Source organism: Streptomyces roseoviridis (assembly GCF_039535235.1).
Classification (GTDB): Bacteria; Actinomycetota; Actinomycetes; order Streptomycetales; family Streptomycetaceae; genus Streptomyces; species Streptomyces roseoviridis.
Genome location: NZ_BAAAWU010000001.1, coordinates 5,828,392 through 5,847,586, shown reverse-complemented (window position 1 = coordinate 5,847,586; position 19,195 = coordinate 5,828,392). Strand labels below are relative to the sequence as shown.

The 19,195-nt window shown below is 72.8% G+C and carries 20 protein-coding genes; 7 read left to right on the top strand and 13 right to left on the bottom strand.

Annotated elements, in window-relative coordinates; translation table 11 throughout:
- Positions 1 to 3: 3 nt before the first annotated feature.
- Complete coding sequence (locus ABD954_RS26415; protein WP_425584068.1) at positions 4 to 816, top strand: NAD-dependent epimerase/dehydratase family protein; 813 nt, start codon at positions 4 to 6, stop codon at positions 814 to 816.
- A gap of 320 nt (positions 817 to 1,136) precedes the next feature.
- On the opposite strand, the gene ABD954_RS26410 is transcribed toward ABD954_RS26415, so the two are convergent.
- Positions 1,137 to 2,102, bottom strand: a complete 966-nt coding sequence (locus ABD954_RS26410; protein ID WP_345489583.1) for an AraC family transcriptional regulator — start codon at positions 2,100 to 2,102, stop codon at positions 1,137 to 1,139.
- A 55-nt stretch (positions 2,103 to 2,157) separates the two neighbouring features.
- Here ABD954_RS26410 and ABD954_RS26405 point away from each other — a divergent pair, with 55 nt between their 5' ends.
- Together ABD954_RS26405 and ABD954_RS26400 are read left to right on the top strand one after the other, a co-directional pair.
- Positions 2,158 to 2,397 (top strand): hypothetical protein, encoded by a 240-nt coding sequence (locus tag ABD954_RS26405; protein ID WP_345489581.1) that lies wholly within the window; start codon positions 2,158 to 2,160, stop codon positions 2,395 to 2,397.
- 36 nt (positions 2,398 to 2,433) lie between these two features.
- Entirely contained in the window at positions 2,434 to 3,669 is a 1,236-nt protein-coding gene (locus ABD954_RS26400; RefSeq protein ID WP_345489579.1) for a TerD family protein, read from the top strand.
- A 57-nt stretch (positions 3,670 to 3,726) separates the two neighbouring features.
- Here ABD954_RS26400 and ABD954_RS26395 read toward each other — a convergent pair whose 3' ends face one another.
- The 3 genes from ABD954_RS26395 to ABD954_RS26385 form a co-directional block, all read right to left on the bottom strand.
- On the bottom strand, positions 3,727 to 4,746 hold the full coding sequence (locus ABD954_RS26395; protein WP_345489577.1) for a 1-aminocyclopropane-1-carboxylate deaminase: 1,020 nt from the start codon (positions 4,744 to 4,746) through the stop codon (positions 3,727 to 3,729).
- A 149-nt stretch (positions 4,747 to 4,895) separates the two neighbouring features.
- Positions 4,896 to 5,552, bottom strand: a complete 657-nt coding sequence (locus ABD954_RS26390) for a GntR family transcriptional regulator (RefSeq protein ID WP_345489575.1) — start codon at positions 5,550 to 5,552, stop codon at positions 4,896 to 4,898.
- A 91-nt stretch (positions 5,553 to 5,643) separates the two neighbouring features.
- The gene (locus ABD954_RS26385; RefSeq protein WP_345489573.1) at positions 5,644 to 7,062 is read right to left on the bottom strand and encodes an alkaline phosphatase PhoX; all 1,419 of its coding nucleotides are present in this window, start codon (positions 7,060 to 7,062) and stop codon (positions 5,644 to 5,646) included.
- An 88-nt stretch (positions 7,063 to 7,150) separates the two neighbouring features.
- Here ABD954_RS26385 and ABD954_RS26380 point away from each other — a divergent pair, with 88 nt between their 5' ends.
- Positions 7,151 to 7,918: an SDR family NAD(P)-dependent oxidoreductase gene (locus ABD954_RS26380; RefSeq protein ID WP_345489571.1), complete on the top strand. Its 768-nt coding sequence runs from the start codon at positions 7,151 to 7,153 to the stop codon at positions 7,916 to 7,918.
- 123 nt (positions 7,919 to 8,041) lie between these two features.
- Here the strand turns inward: ABD954_RS26380 and ABD954_RS26375 are convergent, their stop codons facing one another.
- A complete protein-coding gene (locus tag ABD954_RS26375) occupies positions 8,042 to 9,535 on the bottom strand; it encodes a hypothetical protein (RefSeq protein WP_345489569.1) in 1,494 nt (497 codons plus the stop codon).
- 205 nt (positions 9,536 to 9,740) lie between these two features.
- Between ABD954_RS26375 and ABD954_RS26370 the strand changes: the two genes are divergently transcribed.
- A complete protein-coding gene (locus ABD954_RS26370; RefSeq protein ID WP_345489567.1) occupies positions 9,741 to 11,618 on the top strand; it encodes an endonuclease/exonuclease/phosphatase family protein in 1,878 nt (625 codons plus the stop codon).
- A 22-nt stretch (positions 11,619 to 11,640) separates the two neighbouring features.
- Here ABD954_RS26370 and ABD954_RS26365 read toward each other — a convergent pair whose 3' ends face one another.
- The gene (locus ABD954_RS26365; protein WP_345489566.1) at positions 11,641 to 12,303 is read right to left on the bottom strand and encodes an antibiotic biosynthesis monooxygenase; all 663 of its coding nucleotides are present in this window, start codon (positions 12,301 to 12,303) and stop codon (positions 11,641 to 11,643) included.
- An 81-nt stretch (positions 12,304 to 12,384) separates the two neighbouring features.
- Here ABD954_RS26365 and ABD954_RS26360 point away from each other — a divergent pair, with 81 nt between their 5' ends.
- Positions 12,385 to 12,834 carry a GNAT family N-acetyltransferase gene (locus ABD954_RS26360; protein ID WP_345489564.1) on the top strand — a complete coding sequence of 150 codons (450 nt, stop codon included), beginning with the start codon at positions 12,385 to 12,387 and terminating at the stop codon, positions 12,832 to 12,834.
- A gap of 40 nt (positions 12,835 to 12,874) precedes the next feature.
- On the opposite strand, the gene ABD954_RS26355 is transcribed toward ABD954_RS26360, so the two are convergent.
- The 3 genes from ABD954_RS26355 to dapD all read right to left on the bottom strand — a co-directional run bounded on the left by ABD954_RS26355 (position 12,875) and on the right by dapD (position 15,001).
- On the bottom strand, positions 12,875 to 13,615 hold the full coding sequence (locus ABD954_RS26355; RefSeq protein WP_345489562.1) for an SDR family NAD(P)-dependent oxidoreductase: 741 nt from the start codon (positions 13,613 to 13,615) through the stop codon (positions 12,875 to 12,877).
- A gap of 109 nt (positions 13,616 to 13,724) precedes the next feature.
- Positions 13,725 to 13,952, bottom strand: a complete 228-nt coding sequence (locus ABD954_RS26350) for a hypothetical protein (protein WP_345489560.1) — start codon at positions 13,950 to 13,952, stop codon at positions 13,725 to 13,727.
- 65 nt (positions 13,953 to 14,017) lie between these two features.
- On the bottom strand, positions 14,018 to 15,001 hold the full coding sequence (dapD, locus tag ABD954_RS26345; RefSeq protein WP_345489558.1) for a 2,3,4,5-tetrahydropyridine-2,6-dicarboxylate N-succinyltransferase: 984 nt from the start codon (positions 14,999 to 15,001) through the stop codon (positions 14,018 to 14,020).
- Between the two features lie 171 nt (positions 15,002 to 15,172).
- On the opposite strand from dapD, the gene ABD954_RS26340 reads away from it, so the two are divergent.
- Positions 15,173 to 16,243, top strand: a complete 1,071-nt coding sequence (locus ABD954_RS26340; RefSeq protein ID WP_345489556.1) for a DUF7847 domain-containing protein — start codon at positions 15,173 to 15,175, stop codon at positions 16,241 to 16,243.
- Between the two features lie 106 nt (positions 16,244 to 16,349).
- On the opposite strand, the gene ABD954_RS26335 is transcribed toward ABD954_RS26340, so the two are convergent.
- The 4 genes from ABD954_RS26335 to sufC are packed head-to-tail and all read right to left on the bottom strand — an operon-like array spanning position 16,350 to position 19,195.
- Positions 16,350 to 16,688: a metal-sulfur cluster assembly factor gene (locus ABD954_RS26335; protein ID WP_345489555.1), complete on the bottom strand. Its 339-nt coding sequence runs from the start codon at positions 16,686 to 16,688 to the stop codon at positions 16,350 to 16,352.
- Entirely contained in the window at positions 16,685 to 17,155 is a 471-nt protein-coding gene (gene sufU, locus ABD954_RS26330; protein ID WP_345489553.1) for a Fe-S cluster assembly sulfur transfer protein SufU, read from the bottom strand. The genes ABD954_RS26335 and sufU overlap by 4 nt, the downstream gene beginning before the upstream one ends.
- Before the next feature lie 10 nt (positions 17,156 to 17,165).
- Positions 17,166 to 18,434 carry a cysteine desulfurase gene (locus ABD954_RS26325; protein ID WP_345489551.1) on the bottom strand — a complete coding sequence of 423 codons (1,269 nt, stop codon included), beginning with the start codon at positions 18,432 to 18,434 and terminating at the stop codon, positions 17,166 to 17,168.
- A complete protein-coding gene (gene sufC / locus ABD954_RS26320; protein ID WP_309053393.1) occupies positions 18,431 to 19,195 on the bottom strand; it encodes a Fe-S cluster assembly ATPase SufC in 765 nt (254 codons plus the stop codon). Before sufC ends, ABD954_RS26325 begins: the two co-directional genes overlap by 4 nt.

Below are 19,195 nucleotides of genomic sequence, written 5' to 3'. Positions count from 1 at the left end.
TCCTTGAACCCCGCACCCCGAACCGTTCTGCTCACCGGCGCCGCCGGCGGCGTCGGCACCCTGATGCGGGAGCTGCTGCCCGGTCACGGCTACGCGCTCCGGCCGCTCGACCTGGTCCCCGTCCCCGGGGCGCCGGACGCGATCGTCGCCGACCTCGCCGACCGCGAGGCCCTGCGGGAGGCCGTGCGGGGCGTGGACGCCGTCGTGCATCTGGCCGGGATCTCCCTGGAGGCCGGGTTCGACGCGATCGTGGCCGCCAACATCACCGGCCTGCACCACCTCTACGAGGCCGTGCGCGAGGAGGGCGTGCCCCGGGTCGTCTTCGCCTCCAGCAACCACGCCGTCGGCTTCACGCCCCGGCCGCGCGAGGGCGAGCCCCTGATCCCCGTCGACACCCCGCACCGGCCCGACACCTTCTACGGCCTGTCCAAGGCGTTCGGCGAGGACCTGGCGCAGTTCTACTGGGACAAGCACGGCGTCGAGACCGTCTCGGTGCGGATCGGCTCCTGCTTCCCCGAGCCCACCTCGGTGCGGATGCTGTCGATGTGGCTCAGCCCGGCCGACTGCGCCCGGCTGCTGCACGCGGCGCTCACCGCGCCCGGAGTGGGGCACACGGTGGTGTACGGCTCCTCCGCCAACACGCGGGCCTGGTGGGACCTGTCGTCGGCGCGGGCGCTCGGCTACGAACCGGAGGACGACTCCGAAAAGTTCGCCGAGCGGCTGATCGCCCGAAAGGGCCTGCCGGCCCCCGGCAGCGCGGACGACCTCTACCTGGGCGGCCACTTCTGCGTGGACCCGCCGCGCTGGCCGCACTGACCGGGAGGCGGCGGGACCACGAAGTACACAGGCCCGGCCGGACAATGCGGGGGAGCCGGCCGGGGCCCGGGTCGACGCGGGCGACGCATGACGCACGCGGACGATCCGACGATATGTTCCGGTCAAGATCATCGCGAGCCGCGGAGCGCGGCGACTGTCCGCGAAACGCGGCGGATCACGACGCGGCGAAGCACGACGCGGCGAAGCACCACGTGATGGATCACAGCACGACGGATCACGAGGCGGGCGGCCGGAGCGCGGCGGACCGGCACGGCCGGCCGCACGCCGGCGAGTCGTACGGAAGGCGGCCGGTCCGGCGTTCAGCCGCGCAGGGTGCGCGAGGGCGCCACGCCGAAGCGCGCCCGGTACTGCGCCGCGAACCGGCCCGGGTGGGTGAACCCCCAGCGCCAGGCCACCTCGCCGACGCTCAGCCCGGCCGGATCGCCCGCCCGCAGCTCCTCGTGGACCCGTTCCAGGCGGACCTCGCGCACGTACGCCATCGGGGACATCCCCACGTACTGGCGGAACGCCTCCTGAAGGCGCCGCACGCTCACCCGGGCCAGCGCGGCCAGCTCGGTGCTGGTGAAGGGGTGTTCGGGCCGGGCGCGCACCGCGTCCATGACCCGCTTGACCGGCGCGGGCCGGACCGGGCCGCGCGGGTGCGCCAGCTCGTCCCGCCACGGGTGCTCGGCCGCGAGCAGCAGGCCGTTGAGCAGCGCCTCCTGGAGCGGCCGCGCGACCAGCTCGTGGGTGGCGAGCCCGTCCCCCGCGAGCGCGCCGGCCGCCACCTGGCGGGCGAAGGTCACCCAGCTCAGGCCGGGGCCGCGCGAGATGTCGAGGGTCGAGCCCAGGGCGAGCCGCCGGCCCGCGGGACGGCCGAGCAGCTGCTCCAGTCGGTCCTGGAGCGCCGCCGCGTCGATCTTGACCGAAAGGGTGCGGCAGTCCCCGCTCCACCGGTCGAGGACGGTGTCCCCCGCCGGGTCGAGGAGCACCGCCTCCGCGGCGGTCGCGAGCAGCCGGCGCCCGCCCGCGCCCTGGCGCAGCGCCATGCTGCCGCTCATCGGCGCGTTGACGTGGAAGGCCCCCAGCTCGCCGAAGCGCATCCGCACGTCCGTGCCGCAGCTCAGGTCGCCGATCATCAGCGGCCCGAGCCCCACGGTGTCGAACCGCGCGGCGAAGGGACGGTCCCGCGCGTCGATGACGTCCATGAAGTTCGCGTAATACCGCGCGTCGATCTCCTCGCGCGCCTCGTCCACGTCCCGCGTCCGGAAAGAGCTCCCACCCACGGTCCGAAAGAATATTCATATGACGGACGTGTGCGGGAACGACAGGATGCCCGGCATGCCACAACCACGGGGATTCGTCTGCGCTCGGCGCGCCGACGGCAGCGTCGTCATCACCCACCACGGCCGCGCGGCCGCGACCCTGCGCGGCGCACGCGCGGAGAAGTTCCTCGCGGAGGCCGCCTCCGGCGACCCGCAGCTGGTCATGGCCCGCTGGACGGGCGCGTACCGCTTCGGCAACGAGCGCGCCGCCCGGGAGCATCCGCGTAACCGGAGTGGCCGAACCCGGGGAAGGTAAGGGAACGGCAAAGGGGTCCCGCTCGTTAACCCGGGCATGACCGCTATGACCCCCGGCTCGAACATCCCTCTCAGCGCCGCGCGTGTGGCGGTGGACGTCGCCGCCCCGGTGCGGCTCGACGTATCGGGCCTGCTGCTCGGCGCCAACGGCAAGGTGCGCTCCGACGACGACTTCATCTTCTACAACCAGCCCGCGGGCCCCGGCGTCACCTACCGCTCCGGCGGCGGCAGCGCCCCTGACGCCATCCTGGTCGACACCGGTGCCGTGCCCGCCGGCGTCGAGAAGATCGTGGTGACCGCGAGCCCGGACGCCGCCGGCCAGACCTTCCAGGGCATCGAGCCCACCGCCACCCTGCGCAACGCCGACGACGGCAGCGTCCTCGCCACCTTCACCCCGCCGCAGCTCGGCACGGAGACGGCGCTGGTGGTCATGGAGATCTACCTCCGCAACGGGGCCTGGAAGGCCCGCGCCGTGGGCCAGGGGTATGCGAACGGCCTCGCCGGCATCGCGACCGACTTCGGCGTCTCCGTCGACGAGGAGCCCACGCCCGCGGCGGCCCCCGCGCCCGCCGCCCCGCAGGCGGCGCCGCCCGCCGCTCCCCCGGTCGACCCGCGCCTCGGCGCGACCGTGCCGTCCATGCCGGCCGCTCCCCCGGCGGCTCCGGCCGCCCCCGCGGCGCCCGCTCCCGGCAGCGGGAAGATCAACCTGGACAAGGGCCGGGTCAGCCTCCAGAAGAACCAGACCGTCTCCCTCGTCAAGGGCGGCCGCCCGCTGCTCTCCCAGGTGAAGATGGGCCTCGGCTGGGAGCCCGCCTACCGCGGCAAGGACATCGACCTCGACGCCTCCGTCATCGCCTACGGCCCCCAGCGCAACCACCTGGACAGCTGCTACTTCGGCAAGCTGTCCATCCTGAACGGGGCGATCAAGCACTCCGGCGACAACCTGACCGGCGAGGGCGCGGGCGACGACGAGGTCATCGTGGTCGACCTGGGCCGGCTGCCCGCCGACGCCACCGGCCTGGTCTTCACCGTCAACTCCTTCTCCGGCCAGAAGTTCACCGAGGTCGCCAAGGCGTACTGCCGGCTCATGGACGCCGCCACCGGCGAGGAGCTGGTGCGCTTCGACCTGACCACCGCCGAGCCGCAGACCGGCGTGATGATGGCCAAGCTCATCAAGCAGTTCTCCGGCGAGTGGGAGATGACCGCTCTGGGCGAGTTCGTGAAGTCCCGGACCGTCCGGGGCATGGTGAAGCCCGCCGCCCAGGCCCTGTGAGGCGAGGCCCCTGCCGGGTGGCGGGCCGTGCGAGGCGGCGGGCTCCCGGGAGCGGGCTCAGAAGAGCGCGCTGTAGGCGTTGAGGGCCGGCTGGCCGCCCAGGTGGACGTAGAGCACGGTCGAGTCCCGGCCGATCTCGCCCCGGTCCACCAGGTCGATCAGCCCGGCCATCGACTTCCCCTCGTAGACCGGGTCGGTGACCATGCCCTCCGTGCGGGCGGCGAGCCGCATCGCGTCCAGGGTGGCCTCGTCGGGGATGCCGTACACGCCCGCGTGGTAGCGCTCGTCCAGTTCGACGTCGTCCGGGCCGAGCGGCCGCTCGACACCGATCAGGGCGGCCGTGTTCCGGGCGATCCTGGTGATCTGCTCACGGGTGGGGCCGGGCTTCGCGGAGGCGTCGATCCCGACGACCCTGCGGGCCCGGCCGCCCGCCTCGGTCAGCGCCGCGAAGCCCGCGACCATGCCGGCCTGGGTGGAGCCGGTCACGGAGCAGACCACCACCGTGTCGAAGAAGACGCCGAGCTCCCGCTCCTGCTCGGCGAGCTCGTAGGCCCAGTGGGCGAAGCCGAGTCCGCCGAGCGGATGGTCGGAGGCGCCCGCCGGGATCGCGTACGGCCTGCCGCCGGCCTCCTCGACCTCGCGCAGCGCCTGCTCCCAGCTCTCCTTGAAGCCGATCCCGAACTCCGCCCCGACCAGGCGCACATCGGCGCCGGCGAGCCGGCTGACCAGGATGTTGCCGACCTTGTCGTAGCCGGGGTCCGGCCAGTCGACCCAGCTCTCCTGCACCAGGACGCACTTGAGTCCGGCGCGGGCGGCGACGGCGGCGACCTGCCGGGTGTGGTTGGACTGCACGCCGCCGATGGACACGAGGGTGTCGCAGCCCTGGGCGAGCGCGTCGGCGACCAGGTACTCCAGCTTGCGGGTCTTGTTCCCGCCGTAGCCGATGCCGGAGTTGCAGTCCTCGCGCTTGGCCCACAGCTCAGCGCCCCCGAGACGGGCGCCGAGCCGGGGCAGGGGGTGGACGGGCGAGGGCCCGAAGAGGAGCGGATAGCGCTCGTGGTCGGCGATCGTCGGCATGCGTGCTCCCGGGGTGAGGTGACGGACGGCGTCGGCCCGGGCCCCGGGCGGGGACCCGGACTCCTGAGGAGGACCCGCCGGTCGGGACGGGGCCGGACGGGCGCGAAGGATCCGGTCGCCCCCGTGGCCGGCCCGGCCGGCGGGACCGCTCAGGAGTCGGTGGCCTCGTCCGCGAGCTCTTCGAGGGCCCGCCATATCTCCGTGGTCACCCGGACCGCCTCCTCCGTGTCGCCCGCTTCGCAGGCATCGATGAGACGGGTGTGCAGGGCGACGGAGACGCAGGTGTCGGCGTCGCCGAAGAGGTGCCGTTCGACGCGGCGGATCAGCGGGGTGTAGCGCTCGACGGTGGCGGCGAGGGCGTGGTTGCCGCTCGCGCCGACCAGGACGTCGTGCAGTTCGTCGTCGGCGCGCAGGGCGGCGTCGACGTCCGCGGCGAGCACGGCCGCCGCGAACCGCTCGTTGGCCTCGCGCATGGCCCGGATGCCCTCGGGGCCCAGCAACGGGACGGCGGTGCGGGCGGCGAGTTCGTGCATCACCCGCACGACGGAGGCGGCGTCCCGCACGACCCGGCTCACCAGCCGGGTGACCCGGGTGTAGCTCTGCGGCTTGGTCTCCACGAGACCTTCGTCGCCGAGCCGGGCCAGGGCCTCGCGCACGGGTGCGCGCGAGAGCCCGAGCCGTTCGGCGAGTTCGCTGTCCTTGACCACGGAACCGGGCGGGAGGTCACCGCGCACGATGGCCTCGCGCAGCGTGTCGTACGCCCGGTCGCGCAGCAGGGTCCGGCCCACCGGCCGTAACACGTCCATGAGCTGACATGTTAGATGTCACTCACCCGGACGGGTGAGGCGTCCTCTCATCGCGTGGGGCGGGCCGCCGCCGGGAGTTCGCGGTCCCGGGTCAGCGGCGGGGCTGGCGGCGCCAGGGGCCGGTGATCGCGAGCAGGATGCCGGGGTTCTGGATGCAGGCGTACAGGGTGTCCCCGTCGGGCGAGAAGACGACGCCGGCGAACTCGCTGTCGTTCAGGTCGTTGCGGGCGATCGGGTAGGTGCGGCCGGTCTCGGTCGCGCCGAACAGGTGCTGGACGCCCTCGCCGTCCTCGGCGATGACCAGGCCGCCGTACGGGGAGACGGTGATGTTGTCCGGGCCGTCGTAGGCGCCGTCCTGGTCCGGAGCGGCGTTGACGCCGAGCAGGACCTTGAGGGTGAGGGTGCGGCGCCTCGGGTCGTAGAACCAGACCTGGCCGTCGTGCGGGGTGCCGGGGCTCTCCTCGCGGGCGTACGAGGAGACGATGTACGCCCCGCCGTCGGCCCACCACATGCCCTCCAGCTTGCGGCCGCGGGTGACCTGGCCGGGTCCGAACTGGCTGCGTACGGGGGTGGTGCGGGCGTCGCGGTCCGGCACGTCGGTCCAGTCCACGCCGTAGACGGTGCCGGCCTTCGAGGCGCGGGAGAGGTCGTCGACGAACCGGCCCCCGGCGTCGTAGCACAGGGGCGCCTGGAGGCGGCCGGCGTCGTCGGCGAGCGTGGCCAGCCTTCCCCGGCCGTGCTCGAAGCCCTGGGGCGGGACCCAGCGGAAGAAGAGGCCGTTGGGGCCGGAGGCGTCCTCGGTGAGGTAGGCGTGGCCGCGCCGGGGGTCGATGACGACGGCCTCGTGGTCGTAGCGGCCGAAGAACTTCAGCGGCTTCGGGTCGCGGTTGGCGCGGCGGTCGTGCGGGTCGACCTCGAAGACGTAGCCGTGGTCCTTCGTCATGCCGTTGACACCGGCGAGGTCGGAGTTCTCCTCGCAGGTCAGCCAGGTGCCCCAGGGGGTGCGGCCGCCGGCGCAGTTGGTGGAGGTGCCGGCGATGCCGACCCACTCGGCGACGGTGCCGTCGCGGTGCACCTCGACGACCGTGCAGCCGCCGGAGGCCGCCGGGTCGTAGACCAGGCCCTCCGCGAGCGGGACGGGGTGCGCCCACTTCGTACGGGGGCCCTTGAGCTCGTGGTTGTTCACCAGGTACGTGCTGCCGCGCGGGCCCTCGAACGTGGCGGTGCCGTCGTGCTTCTCCGGCGTGAACTCGCCGGACTCCAGGCGGGTCACGCCGCTGTGGGTGATGACGCGGTAGGCGAAGCCCTCGGGGAGGGCGAGGATGCCGTCGGGGTCGGCGACCAGGGGCCCGTATCCGAGACGGTGCCCGTGGCCGTGCCGGTCCTCCTCCCGGTCCTGCGCGGCCAGCGCCTGCGGTGCGGTGGCGAGCGCGCCGACGGCGCCGGTCAGGGCGAGTCCGGCGCCCGCGACGGCGGACTGTCTGGCGAAGTCTCTTCGGTTGAGGGACATAGACGGTTCTCTCCCTGTCGTCACCCGGTGTCGCGGCTCACGGTCGCGCCCCCGTATAAACGGCGGTTGAACAGAAAGGCGAACTCCCATGAACCTGCCCGCCCGTGGACGGCGCGTCCTCGTCAGCGGCGCCTCGCGCGGTCTGGGCCGCGCGGTGGCCCGGGCCTTCGCGGCCAACGGCGACCGGGTGGCCGTGCACTACGGCTCCCGCGCCGAGGAGGCCCGCGCGACCCTGGCCTCCCTCGACGGCACCGGCCACGCGCTGGTCTCCGGCGACCTCGCCGACCCGGCGGAGGCGGCGCGGGTCGCCGACGCGGCGGCGGAGGCGCTCGGCGGCATCGACGTGCTGGTGAACAACGCGGCCGTGAACCTGCCGCATCCGCCGGCGACGACGCCGTACGAGGAGTGGGTGGCGGTGTGGCAGCGGCACGTGAACGTGAACCTGCTGGGCACGGCCTGGCTGAGCCAGTTGGCGGCACGGCGGATGATCGACGCGGGGCAGGGGGGCCGGATCGTCAACATCGGCTCGCGCGGTGCCTTCCGGGGCGAGCCGGACCATCCGGCGTACGGGGCGACCAAGGCCGCCGTCCACGCCCTGGGCCAGTCCCTGGCCGTCGCCCTCGCCCCGCACGGCATCGGCGTGGCCTCCGTCGCCCCCGGCTTCTTCACCACCGAACGCGTCGCCCCGCGTCTGACGGGCCCCGAGGCGGAATCCATCCGCGCCCAGAGCCCCTTCGGCCGTGTCGCCACCCCGGAGGAGATCGCCGCGGCCGTGCTGTGGCTCGCCTCCCCGGACGCGGAATGGGCCTCGGGCACGGTGCTGGACATGAACGGGGCGTCGTACCTGCGGACCTGAGGGGCGGTCGGCGGGCGGGGGGCGCCGCCCCCACCTGCTGCGCGGGCCTGGTCTCGCGCCGGTCGTGGCCGCGGCGCGCCCGGCGGCAGGACCGCCGGGCGCCGCGCCCGCCTCGTCGTCGGCTCATGCGCGGGACCGTGCCTTGAAGGCGGCCTTGCGGGCCTCCTTGGCCGTGGGCTTGTCGCGGTGGAGGCGGCCCATCGCGTCGAGGACGTCGGCCGTGGCGGGGTGGTCGACGCGCCAGACCGCCTCGAAGAAGCCGCCGTGGCCACCGGTCAGGCCCTCGATGAGGTCCTGGAGTTCCTCCAGGTCGCCGTCGGTGTCCAGGTGGGCGGCGATGGTGTCGACGGCCAGCCAGTAGATCATCGGCTCCGGCGGGGCCGGGACGTCGGCCGCGCCGCGCTCGGCGAGCCAGACGCGCGCGAGGCCGCCGAGTTCCCGGTCGTCCAGGACCTCCCGTACGGCCGGTTCGGCGTCGGGCCCGACGAGGGACAGGGCCTGCTGGGCGTGGAGGCGGCGCACGGGCGCGCCCGGGTCGGCGCCGCGGGCGGCGGCGAGCAGTTCGCGGGCCGCGGCGGCGGCGTCGCGGCCGGCGAGCCAGCCCACGGTCTCGGCACGGGCCGCGTCCTGCGGGTAGGAGGCGATGCCGTCGAGCAGCGCGTCGGCGCCCTTGCCGGCGAGGTCGCCGACCGCGGGGACGTCGAGACCGGCCTCCAGCATCCGGGCGCGGACCCCGTACAGGCCGAGCGGCGTGAGCCGGACCAGGCCGTAACGGCTCACGTCCTCGTCGTCGAGCGCCGCCCCGGTGTCCTCGGCGGCGCCGGCCTCGCCCTCCTCGACCATCAGGGCCTCGTCCACGGGCCGGTACTCGACGAGCCCGATCGGTTCGAGGATCCGGAACTGCTCGTCGAGCCGCATCATCGCGTCGGAGACCTGCTCCAGGACGTCGTCGGTGGGCTCGGCCATGTCGTCGGGGACGACCACGGACGCGGCGAGCGCGGGCAGCGGCACCGGGCCCTCGCCGGCTCCGCCCTCGCTGACGGTCAGCAGGTAGAGGTTGCCGAGGACCCGTTCCAGGAACTCGGCCTCGCCCTCGGGGTCCCAGTCCAGCGCCTCGAAGTCGATCTCGCCGTCGGGGCCGACGAGCGCGTCCAGGTCGTCGAAGTAGGGCGCGGCGGCGTCGGCGAAGACCGTCTCCAGGCCGTCGAGCCAGAGTGCGAGGACATCCTGGGGCGAACCGCCCGTGAGGAGCTTGAGGTTCTCGCCGGGAGCGGCGGTCCCGGTCCCTTCGGCGTCGTCCGCTGCCGCGTCCCCGTCCTGCGTCCCGTCGGTCTCCTGCGGGTCCTCGACCTCGACGAGGCCCGTGTCGACGGCGACCCGCCAGGCCTCGCTGGCGTACGCCTCGCCGTCCTCGTCGTCGGCGAGGCCGAGGACCTCGGCGGCGGCCGGCAGCTGCTCGTCGACGAGTTCGCCGCCCGCGCCGACCCGGGTGTCGGGGCCGGCCCAGCGGGCGAGCCGGACGGCGCGGACGAGGAGGGGTGCGGCCAGGGCGTCCCGCGCCAGTTCCGCGTCCGAGGGCAGTCGAACGGGGGGCAGGGTCGGACGGTCCGGTGCCATCTGGGGTGTTCTCCTCGGCGGGCAGTGGGCTTGCGCTTGCTGTGCGGAAGCCTTCAGCGTAGACGCATTCGGGGGGCGCTCCGTCGGTTCACGGAGGCGTCGGTCTCCGTACACCCGTCAACCCTTGACAAGGGCGGTGCTCTCCCACGAAATTGACGCGCGTAGATCGTTCGATCGTTTCTCCAAGCCCTCACGGAGCACCTTGATGTCTTCCTCCATACCGAGATCGGCCGCCGTCGCCGCCGTCGTTTCCGCCGCCCTCGCCGCCGGTCTGCTCGGCGGCGCGTCCGCCTCCGCCGACGACGCGGCCACCGCCGCCGCCACGGCCGCGGACACGGCCACCGGTGCGGCGGCCCCCGTCCGGATCCACGACATCCAGGGCACCACCCGCGTCTCGCCGCTCGCCGGCAAGCAGGTCACGGGCGTCACGGGCATCGTCACCGGCGTGCGGACGTACGGTTCGCGTGGATTCTGGATGCAGGATCCGACGTCCGATGACAACCCGGCCACCAGTGAGGGCGTCTTCGTCTTCACCAGCTCCGTCCCGACCGTCGCCGTCGGCGACGCGGTGAGCGTCAACGGCACCGTCACCGAGTACGTCCCGGGCGGTCTGAACTCCGGCAACCAGTCCCTGACGCAGATCTCCAAGCCGGCGGTCACCGTCCTGTCGCAGGGCAACCCGGTCCCCGCCCCGGTCACGATCTCGGCCGCCTCCGTCCCCGACGCCTACACCCCGGCGGGCGACCCTGCGGCCGGCGGCTCCGTCAACGGACTCACCCTGCGGCCGGACACCTACGCCCTGGACCACTACGAGTCCCTGGAGGGCACCAACGTCCGCATCGGCTCCTCGCGGGTGGTCGGTGCGACCGACCCGTACTCCGAGCTGTGGGTGACGGTGAAGCCGTTCGAGAACGACAACCTCCGCGGCGGCACGGTCTACGGCTCGTACGAGTCCCAGAACACCGGCCGGCTCCAGATCCAGCAGCTGGCCCCGGTCTCCCAGAAGCCGTTCCCGAAGGCGAACGTGGGCGACTGGCTGGCCGGCACCACCGAGGGCCCGCTGGACTTCAACCAGTTCGGCGGCTACACCCTGGTCGCGAACACCCTCGGCGAGCACGTGGACCTCGGCCTGGAGCGCGAGGTGACCGAGCGCCAGCACAAGAACGAGCTGGCCGTCGCCACGTACAACGTGGAGAACCTCGACCCGAGCGACCCGCAGGACAAGTTCGACGCGCTCGCCAAGGCGGTCGTCGACAACCTGGCCTCGCCCGACATCCTCGCCCTGGAGGAGATCCAGGACGACAACGGCGCCAAGAACGACGGCACGGTCACGGCCGGCGAGACGCTGAAGAAGTTCACGGCCGCGATCGCGGCGGCCGGCGGCCCGGCGTACGAGTGGCGTTCGGTCGACCCGCAGAACAACAAGGACGGCGGCGAGCCCGGCGGCAACATCCGTCAGGTCTTCCTCTTCAACCCGGCGCGGGTCTCCTTCGTCGACCGCCCGGGCGGCGACGCCACCACCGCGACCGCGGTGACCGGCGCCAAGGGCGACGCCCACCTGACCGTCTCGCCCGGCCGGATCGACCCGGCGAACACGGCCTGGGACAACAGCCGCAAGCCGCTCGCGGGCGAGTTCCGCTTCCGCGGCCGTACGGTCATCGTGGTCGCGAACCACTTCGGCTCCAAGGGCGGCGACGAGTCGATCGTCTCCCACCACCAGCCGCCGAACCGTTCCTCCGAGGCCAAGCGCCTGCTCCAGGCCCAGGCCGTCAACGCCTTCGTCAAGGACGTCCTGGCCGTCGACAAGCAGGCCGACGTGGTGGTCCTCGGCGACATCAACGACTTCGAGTTCTCCGGCACGACGCGGGCGCTGACCGACGGGGGCGCGCTGTTCCCGGCCATCACGTCGCTGCCGCGCGGCGAGCGCTACTCGTACGTCTACCAGGGCAACAGCCAGGTCCTCGACCAGATCCTGACCAGCCCCGGCGTGCACCACTTCGAGTACGACAGCGTGCACATCAACGCCGAGTTCGCGGACCAGAACAGCGATCACGACCCGCAGGTGCTGCGCTTCCGCCCGTAGCGGCGCACCGCCGGACGGTGACTCACGCGCCCGCGCTCAGGCTGAGCGCGGGCGCGTGCCTGCGGGTGCGGTCGTCGGCGACCCCCGGGCAGGGACCCGTCTCGGCCTGCCGGCAGACGTGCGCCGTCTCGCTCTCCCACTCGGAGTAGTGGAAGAGGTGGGTGCCGTCGACGGTGAGATGGGCGTACGAGGCGATCCGCCCGTCACCCGCGCCCCCACCGCCCGCCTCCAGGGCGTCGGCCAGGGCCTCGGGTCCCTCGGGCCCGACCTCCACGAGGACGGCGGCCACGCACCCGGGCACCACGGCGCCCCGGCCCTCCGCCTCGTACACGGTCGTACGGAACGGTGGCGCCAGGCGCCGGAGTCCGACGCGCTCGATGCCCGGCACCGCCGCGTCGATCTCGGCGTTGCGGTCGTCGCGGTGGGTGCGGAAGAAGTCCTGGTACGCCTCCTCGCCCGTCCACTGCGAGTAGTGCAGGAGGGTGTCGCCGTCGCTGCCGACGAGGACGCTGTACGAGAGCAGTCCCCCGTCCGGCCAGTCGCGGCTCAGCCAGGCCGCGCGGATGGCCCGCACGGTCTGCTGCTGCCGCTCGGGGGTGCCGACCCGCCAGCGGCTGGCCATGACGAGGCCGACGCCGGGGCGGCGCAGATCGGGACGGGCGTGCGGGTTCTCGATGGTGTGCATGGGACCCAGGCTGGAACCTCGAGCGCGCATGAGGTCAAGGGCCCCGGAGCCGGCAGCGGGCGTGGTGCGAGACTTCCGGCCATGATCCTCCGTCCCGCCACCCGTGCCGACCTGCCCGCCGTCCTGGCCCTCCTCGCCGACGAGGAGCGCGTGACCGATCCGGCGACGGTGACCGTCACCGCCGCCTACGAGCGGGCGTTCGCCGACATCGAGGCCGACCCGCGCAACGAGGTGCTGGTGCTCGTGGCGGAGGAGGGCGGCCCCGTCCTCGGCTGCCTCCAGGCCACGTACATCCCCGGCCTCGGCAAGGGCGGGGCCGAGCGGGCCCTGATCGAGGCGGTCCGGATCAGGGCCGACCGGCGCGGCGGCGGGCTCGGCCGGGAGCTGATGGCACGGGCCGTCGAACGGGCCGGGGCCCGGGGCTGCGCGCTCGTCCAGCTGACGAGTCACAAGGAGCGGACCGACGCCCACCGCTTCTACGCGTCCCTGGGGTTCATCCGCAGCCACGAGGGCTTCAGGCTGGCGCTCTGAGCCGGGCCCGCGCCGGGCCCCCGGCTCCGCTCCGTCCCCGTCAGCCCAGCAGGTGTCCGCCGCCGTCCACGAGCAGCACCTCGCCGGTGATGTAGGAGGCGTTCGCCAGGTCGTGGACGGCCTCGGCGATGTCCTCGGGGCGGCCGACGCGGCGCAGCGGCACGACCGAGGCGACGTGCTCCTTGGCGGCGTCGGCACCCTCGACGCCGTCGAACCAGGGGGTGTCGATGAGGCCGGGGGCGACGGCGTTGACCCGCACCTCGGGTCCCAGGGTCTTGGCCAGGAGCTTGGTCAGGTGATTGACGGCGGCCTTGGTGACGGCGTACGGGATGGAGCTGCCGCCGGGCCGGACGCCGGCCTGCGAGGAGATGTTGACGACGGCGCCGCCGGTCCGGCGCAGGTGCGGGACGGCGGCGGTGACGGTCTGCCAGACGCCGATGACGTTGACGTCGTAGAGCAGGCGCCACACGTCCGGGGAGGCGGCGGCGAAGTCGTCGTGCGGGATGAACCGGGTGGTGCCGGCGCTGTTGACGAGGAGGTCCAGGCGGCCGAAGCGGGCCACCGTCTCCTCGACGAGCCGGGTGGCCTGGGCCTCGTCGGAGACGTCGGCCTGGAGGTAGTGGGCGCCGGGCAGTCCGGCGGCGAGCTGCTCGCCCGCCTCGACGGATCGGGCGGAGTTGACGGCGACCCGGTAGCCGGCGGCGGCGAGGCGGCGGGCGACGGCGGCTCCGATGCCGGAGGACGAGCCGGTGACGAGGGCGACGCGCTGTTCAGCAGTCATGTGCGGGATCCTTGTTCGCTGGCCTCCTGTCGCGCAGGGCGATCATGCCAGAGACGCGGACGGCCCGACGCCCCGGGGAGGGGCGGCGGGCCGTGGGCGGGGAGCCGGTTCAGGCGGCGTCGGTCGTGTGGGTCCTGCTGTTGAGGATCGCCGCGTGCTCGAGGACGTCCTCCAGCGGGTCGTCGATCTGGCCGGTGTGCAGCGAGAGGCTGGGACCGTTGGTGACCTGGGGGCCGTTGTGCGTGCTCGAGTGCGTCTCGTCCGCCGAGGCGGCCCCGGCCGGCAGCAGAACCGCCGCGATCACCAGCACACCGACGACGGTGGGCCTTGTCCTCATGTCGACTCCTCGCCTTGTCCGATGAATTGACTCCGCGTCACCGTGGTAACGCGGAGTCGACACGATCAGTTGTGGCTGTGGAGGATCTCGTTGAGGCCGCCCCAGTTCGCCTTGTACGGGCGGGCCTCGACGGCGCCGGTGACCGAGTTGCGGCGGAAGAGGATGTTGTCGGCGCCGGAGAGCTCCAGGGCCTTCACGATCTGGCCGTCGGGCATGGTGACCCGGGTGCCGGCGGTGACGTACAGGCCGGCCTCGACGACGCACTCGTCACCGAGCGCGATGCCGATGCCCGCCTCGGCGCCGATCAGGGTGCGCTCGCCGATGGAGATGATCTGCTTGCCGCCGCCGGAGAGGGTGCCCATGGTGGAGGCGCCGCCGCCGATGTCGGAGCCGTCGCCGACGACGACGCCGGCGGAGATGCGGCCCTCGACCATCGAGGTGCCCAGGGTGCCCGCGTTGAAGTTGACGAAGCCCTCGTGCATGACGGTGGTGCCGGGGGCGAGGTGGGCGCCGAGGCGGACCCGGTCGGCGTCGGCGATGCGGACGCCGGACGGGGCGACGTAGTCGGTCATGCGGGGGAACTTGTCGATCGAGGTGACCGACAGGTGCAGGCCCTCGGCGCGGGCGTTGAGCCGCACCTTCTCGACGTCGTCGACGGCGACGGGGCCGAGCGAGGTCCAGGCGACGTTGGCGAGGTGGCCGAAGATGCCGTCCAGGCTCAGGCCGTGCGGCCGGACCAGGCGGTGGCTGAGCAGGTGCAGCCGCAGGTAGGTGTCGTGCGCGTCGAGCGGTTTGTCGTCGAGCGAGGCGATGACGGTGCGGACGGCGACCACCTCGACACCGCGGCGGGCGTCCACGCCGAGGGCCTTGGCGGCGCCCTCGCCGAGGGCGTCCACGGCCGCTTCGGGGGTGAGCCGCTCGGTGCCGGCGGGGCCCGGGGCGTCGGTCAGCTCGGGGGCGGGGAACCAGGTGTCGAGAACGGTGCCGTCACCGGCGAGGGTGGCGAGGCCGGCGGCGACGGCGCCGGTGGTGCGAGGAGCAGTGGTCATGACGGAAAACCTAACCGGCCGGGCGGTGCGCGGGCCAACCGGTCTCAGGTGTCGGGCCGGCGGTCCGTGGCTTTCGACGAGCCGGCGGCGGGCGTCCTCGGGCCTTCGTCCGGGCGGACCGCGCACCTCGCCGCGTACGGACGTCGGCCGGTCCCCGGCTACGGTGTGCGCATGACATACGCCACGGGGCCGTACGGATACGGCTGTCCTCCTCCGCCACCGCCGAAGCCGGGCGTGATACCCCTGGCGCCGCTGGGGTTCGGCGAGATCCTGACCGGCGCCTTCACCACCTACGGCCGCTACTGGAAGCCGCTGCTCGGGGTGGCGGTGGCCGCCTACGCGGCGGCCGCGGTGGTCATCGGCGCGGTGTGCCTGGTCGCCTGGGCCGCCGTCGGGGACGACGTACGGCGGCTGGGCGACCTGCCCGGCGGCCGCAGCCCGGACTTCGCCGACGTCCAGCCGCTGATCGTGGCGTTCGTCTGCGTCTGGCTCGTGGCCATGGCCGCCTACGTCGTGTGCAGCGGCCTGGTCTACGCGGCCGCCCCGGCCGTGGTCCAGGAGGCGGTGCTCGGCCGCCCCGTCGGATTCGGTGCGGTGTGGCGGCGCGCCTGGTCGCGGCTCGGCGCGGTGCTCGGCGCGGTCGTCCTGCCGTTGCTCGTCACGGTCGTGCCGATGCTGCTCCTCATGACCGGCTTCGCCTTCCTGATGGGCGCCGTGTTCGCGGGCCTCGCCGACTCGGAGGGCAGCGGCGGCGACGCCGCGTCCGGCTTCGCGATCGTGGGCCTGCTGGTCTTCGTCGCCGCCCTCGCGCTCGTCCCGCTGGCGCTGTGGCTCTGGATCAAGTACAGCCTCGCCCCGACGGTCGCCGTCATCGAGAACCAGGGCCCGATGGTCTCCCTGCGCCGCTCCTCCGCCCTGGTCAAGGGCTCCTGGTGGCGCGTCTGCGGCTGCACGCTGGCGACGTCCATGATGGTGGGCACGGCCAGCGGCCTGATCCAGCAGATCATCGCGCAGGCCGGCACGATCCCGATGTCCACGGTCGACCTGAGCGGTGACCCCGGTCCGCAGGAGCTGATCGCCGCGTTCGGCGGTCTCGTGGTGGCCCTGGTCGTCGCCCAGCTCCTCGTCCAGGCCGTCGCCGCCCCCTTCCAGCCCCTGGTCTCCGCCCTGCTCTACGTCGACCAGCGCATCCGCCGGGAGAACCTGGCCCCGGTCCTGGCCCAGACGGCCGACGCGTCCTGAGGGCGCCGCGGGTACGCCGATGGGCCGCGCCCCGCGAGGGGTGCGGCCCATCAGGAGACGTCAGGGCGACGTCATCGCGACGTCCGCGGACGTCGGGGACGTCCGGTCAGACGTTGAAGCCGAGCGCGCGCAGCTGCTCGCGCCCGTCGTCCGTGATCTTGTCCGGGCCCCACGGCGGCATCCAGACCCAGTTGATCTTCAGCTCGTTGACGATGCCGTCGGTGGCGGCCTTCGCCTGGTCCTCGATCACGTCGGTCAGCGGACAGGCCGCCGACGTCAGGGTCATGTCCAGCGTGGCGACGTTGGAGTCGTCCACGTGGATGCCGTAGATCAGGCCCAGGTTGACCACGTCGATGCCCAGCTCGGGGTCGACGACGTCGTACAGCGCCTCGCGGATCTCTTCTTCGGAGGCCGGCTTCATCGTGGCCTCGGCGTTCTCGGTCATGCCGACTTCCTCACAGACTTCTCGGAGTCCCCCAGGGCCTGGGCGGTCGCGTCCTTCCACGCCATCCAGCTGAGCAGCGCGCACTTGACCCGGGCCGGGTACTTCGAGACACCGGCGAACGCGACCGCGTCCTCCAGGATCTCCTCCATCGCGTCGTCCGGCTCGATCTGGCCCTTGGACTGCATCAGCTCCAGGAAGGTGCCCTGGATCCTCTGCGCCTCGGCCAGCTCCTTGCCGACGAGCAGCTCGTTGAGGACGGAGGCCGAGGCCTGGCTGATGGAGCAGCCCTGGCCCTCGTACGAGACGTCCTCGATGCGGGAGCCGTCGTACTTCACGCGGAGCGTGATCTCGTCGCCACAGGTCGGGTTGACGTGGTGCACCTCGGCGTCGCCGTCCCGAAGACCGCGCCCGTGCGGGTGCTTGTAGTGGTCCAGGATGACGTCCTGGTACATCGAATCCAGCTTCACGAGCGGTCCCCTAGCCGAAGAAGTTCCGTACGTGCTCCAGTCCCTCGACCAGGGCGTCGACCTCGGCCGGAGTGGAGTACAGATAGAACGACGCTCGCGTGGTCGCGGGAATTCCGTACCGCAGGCAGACCGGCCGCGCGCAGTGGTGGCCGACCCGGACCGCGATGCCCTGCTCGTCCAGCACCTGCCCCACGTCGTGCGGGTGGATGTCCCCGAGCGTGAAGGAGATCGCGGCGCCGCGGTCCTCGGCCGTGGTGGGGCCGATGATCCTCAAGGAGGGGACCTCCTGGAGGCGGCGGACGGCGTACTCGGTGATCGCGTGCTCGTGGCGCGCGATGTTCTCCATGCCGATCGCCGACAGGTAGTCCACGGCCGCGCCGAGGCCGACGGCCTGGGCGATCGGGGGCGTACCCGCCTCGAACTTGTGCGGGGCCGGCGCGTACGTCGAGGAGTGCATCGAGACGGTCTCGATCATCTCGCCGCCGCCGAGGAAGGGCGGCAGGTCCTCCAGGAGTTCCTGCCGTCCCCACAGCACGCCGATGCCGGTCGGGCCGCACATCTTGTGGCCGGTGAAGGCCACGAAGTCGGCCTGGAGCGCCTGCACGTCCAGGACCATGTGCGGGGCCGCCTGCGAGGCGTCGATGCAGACGAGCGCACCGACCTCCTGGGCGCGGCGGATGATCGTCTCGACCGGGTTGACCGTGCCCAGCAGGTTCGAGACCAGCGTGAAGGAGACGATCTTGGTCTTCTCGGTGATGACCTCTTCGATGTTCGAGAGGTCGAGACGGCCGTCGTCGGTGAGGCCGAACCACTTCAGCTTCGCGCCGGTGCGCTGCGAGAGCAGCTGCCACGGGACGATGTTGGAGTGGTGCTCCATCTCCGTGATGGCGATCTCGGTCTCGTGGTCCACGCGGTAGGGCTCGTCGGCCCAGCCCAGCATGTTGGCCACGAGGTTGAGCGACTCGGAGGCGTTCTTGGTGAAGATCACCTCGTCGCGGCTCGGCGCGTTGATGAAGGCGGCGACCTTGTCGCGGGCGCCCTCGTACAGCGCGGTGGCCTCCTCGGCGACCGTGTAGACGCCGCGGTGGACGTTGGCGTTGTGCCGCTCGTAGTAGGCGTTGAGCGCGTCGAGGACCTGGCGCGGCTTCTGCGAGGTGGCCGCGGAGTCCAGGTACACGATCTTCTTGCCGTCGTGGACCGTGCGATCCAGGAGCGGGAAGTCCTTGCGGATCGCCTCGGTGTCGAGGAGGCCGGTCAGCCCCTGATGGGCGGAAGTCACGCGGATGCGCCACCCTTCACGTACTTGTCGTAGCCCTCGTTCTCCAGCTGGTCGGCGAGCTCGGCGCCACCGGACTCGACGATGCGGCCGTTCGCGAAGACGTGCACGAAGTCGGGCTTGATGTAGCGGAGGATCCGCGTGTAGTGCGTGATCAGCAGGGTGCCGACCTCGCCGGTCTCGCGGACGCGGTTGACGCCCTCGGAGACGATGCGCAGGGCGTCGACGTCGAGGCCGGAGTCGGTCTCGTCGAGGATCGCGATCTTCGGCTTGAGCAGTTCGAGCTGGAGGATCTCGTGGCGCTTCTTCTCACCGCCGGAGAAGCCCTCGTTGACGTTGCGCTCGGCGAAGGCCGGGTCCATGTGGAGCTTCTCCATGGCCTCCTTGACCTCCTTCACCCAGGTGCGGAGCTTGGGGGCCTCGCCGCGGACGGCGGTGGCGGAGGTGCGCAGGAAGTTGGAGACCGAGACACCGGGGACCTCGACCGGGTACTGCATGGCCAGGAACACGCCGGCGCGGGCGCGCTCGTCGACCGACATCTCCAGGACGTCCTCGCCGTCGAGGGTGACGGTGCCGCCGGTGATCGTGTACTTCGGGTGGCCGGCCAGCGAGTACGCCAGGGTCGACTTGCCGGAGCCGTTCGGGCCCATGACGGCGTGGGTCTCGCCCTGCTTGATGGTCAGGTCGACACCCTTGAGGATCTCACGCGGACCGTTCTCGGCCTCGACGGAGACGTGCAGGTCGTGGATTTCAAGCGTTGCCAT

Excerpts from the sequence above, each read along its gene's own strand:
- ABD954_RS26405 (WP_345489581.1), top strand. The coding sequence starts at position 2,158 with ATGCCACAACCACGGGGATTCGTCTGCGCTCGGCGCGCCGACGGCAGC.
- ABD954_RS26400 (WP_345489579.1), top strand. The coding sequence starts at position 2,434 with ATGACCGCTATGACCCCCGGCTCGAACATCCCTCTCAGCGCCGCGCGT.
- ABD954_RS26395 (WP_345489577.1), bottom strand. The coding sequence starts at position 4,746 with ATGCCGACGATCGCCGACCACGAGCGCTATCCGCTCCTCTTCGGGCCC.
- ABD954_RS26390 (WP_345489575.1), bottom strand. The coding sequence starts at position 5,552 with ATGGACGTGTTACGGCCGGTGGGCCGGACCCTGCTGCGCGACCGGGCG.
- ABD954_RS26385 (WP_345489573.1), bottom strand. The coding sequence starts at position 7,062 with ATGTCCCTCAACCGAAGAGACTTCGCCAGACAGTCCGCCGTCGCGGGC.
- ABD954_RS26380 (WP_345489571.1), top strand. The coding sequence starts at position 7,151 with ATGAACCTGCCCGCCCGTGGACGGCGCGTCCTCGTCAGCGGCGCCTCG.
- ABD954_RS26375 (WP_345489569.1), bottom strand. The coding sequence starts at position 9,535 with ATGGCACCGGACCGTCCGACCCTGCCCCCCGTTCGACTGCCCTCGGAC.
- ABD954_RS26370 (WP_345489567.1), top strand. The coding sequence starts at position 9,741 with ATGTCTTCCTCCATACCGAGATCGGCCGCCGTCGCCGCCGTCGTTTCC.
- ABD954_RS26365 (WP_345489566.1), bottom strand. The coding sequence starts at position 12,303 with ATGCACACCATCGAGAACCCGCACGCCCGTCCCGATCTGCGCCGCCCC.
- ABD954_RS26360 (WP_345489564.1), top strand. The coding sequence starts at position 12,385 with ATGATCCTCCGTCCCGCCACCCGTGCCGACCTGCCCGCCGTCCTGGCC.
- ABD954_RS26355 (WP_345489562.1), bottom strand. The coding sequence starts at position 13,615 with ATGACTGCTGAACAGCGCGTCGCCCTCGTCACCGGCTCGTCCTCCGGC.
- ABD954_RS26350 (WP_345489560.1), bottom strand. The coding sequence starts at position 13,952 with ATGAGGACAAGGCCCACCGTCGTCGGTGTGCTGGTGATCGCGGCGGTT.
- dapD (WP_345489558.1), bottom strand. The coding sequence starts at position 15,001 with ATGACCACTGCTCCTCGCACCACCGGCGCCGTCGCCGCCGGCCTCGCC.
- ABD954_RS26340 (WP_345489556.1), top strand. The coding sequence starts at position 15,173 with ATGACATACGCCACGGGGCCGTACGGATACGGCTGTCCTCCTCCGCCA.
- ABD954_RS26335 (WP_345489555.1), bottom strand. The coding sequence starts at position 16,688 with ATGACCGAGAACGCCGAGGCCACGATGAAGCCGGCCTCCGAAGAAGAG.
- sufC (WP_309053393.1), bottom strand. The coding sequence starts at position 19,195 with ATGGCAACGCTTGAAATCCACGACCTGCACGTCTCCGTCGAGGCCGAG.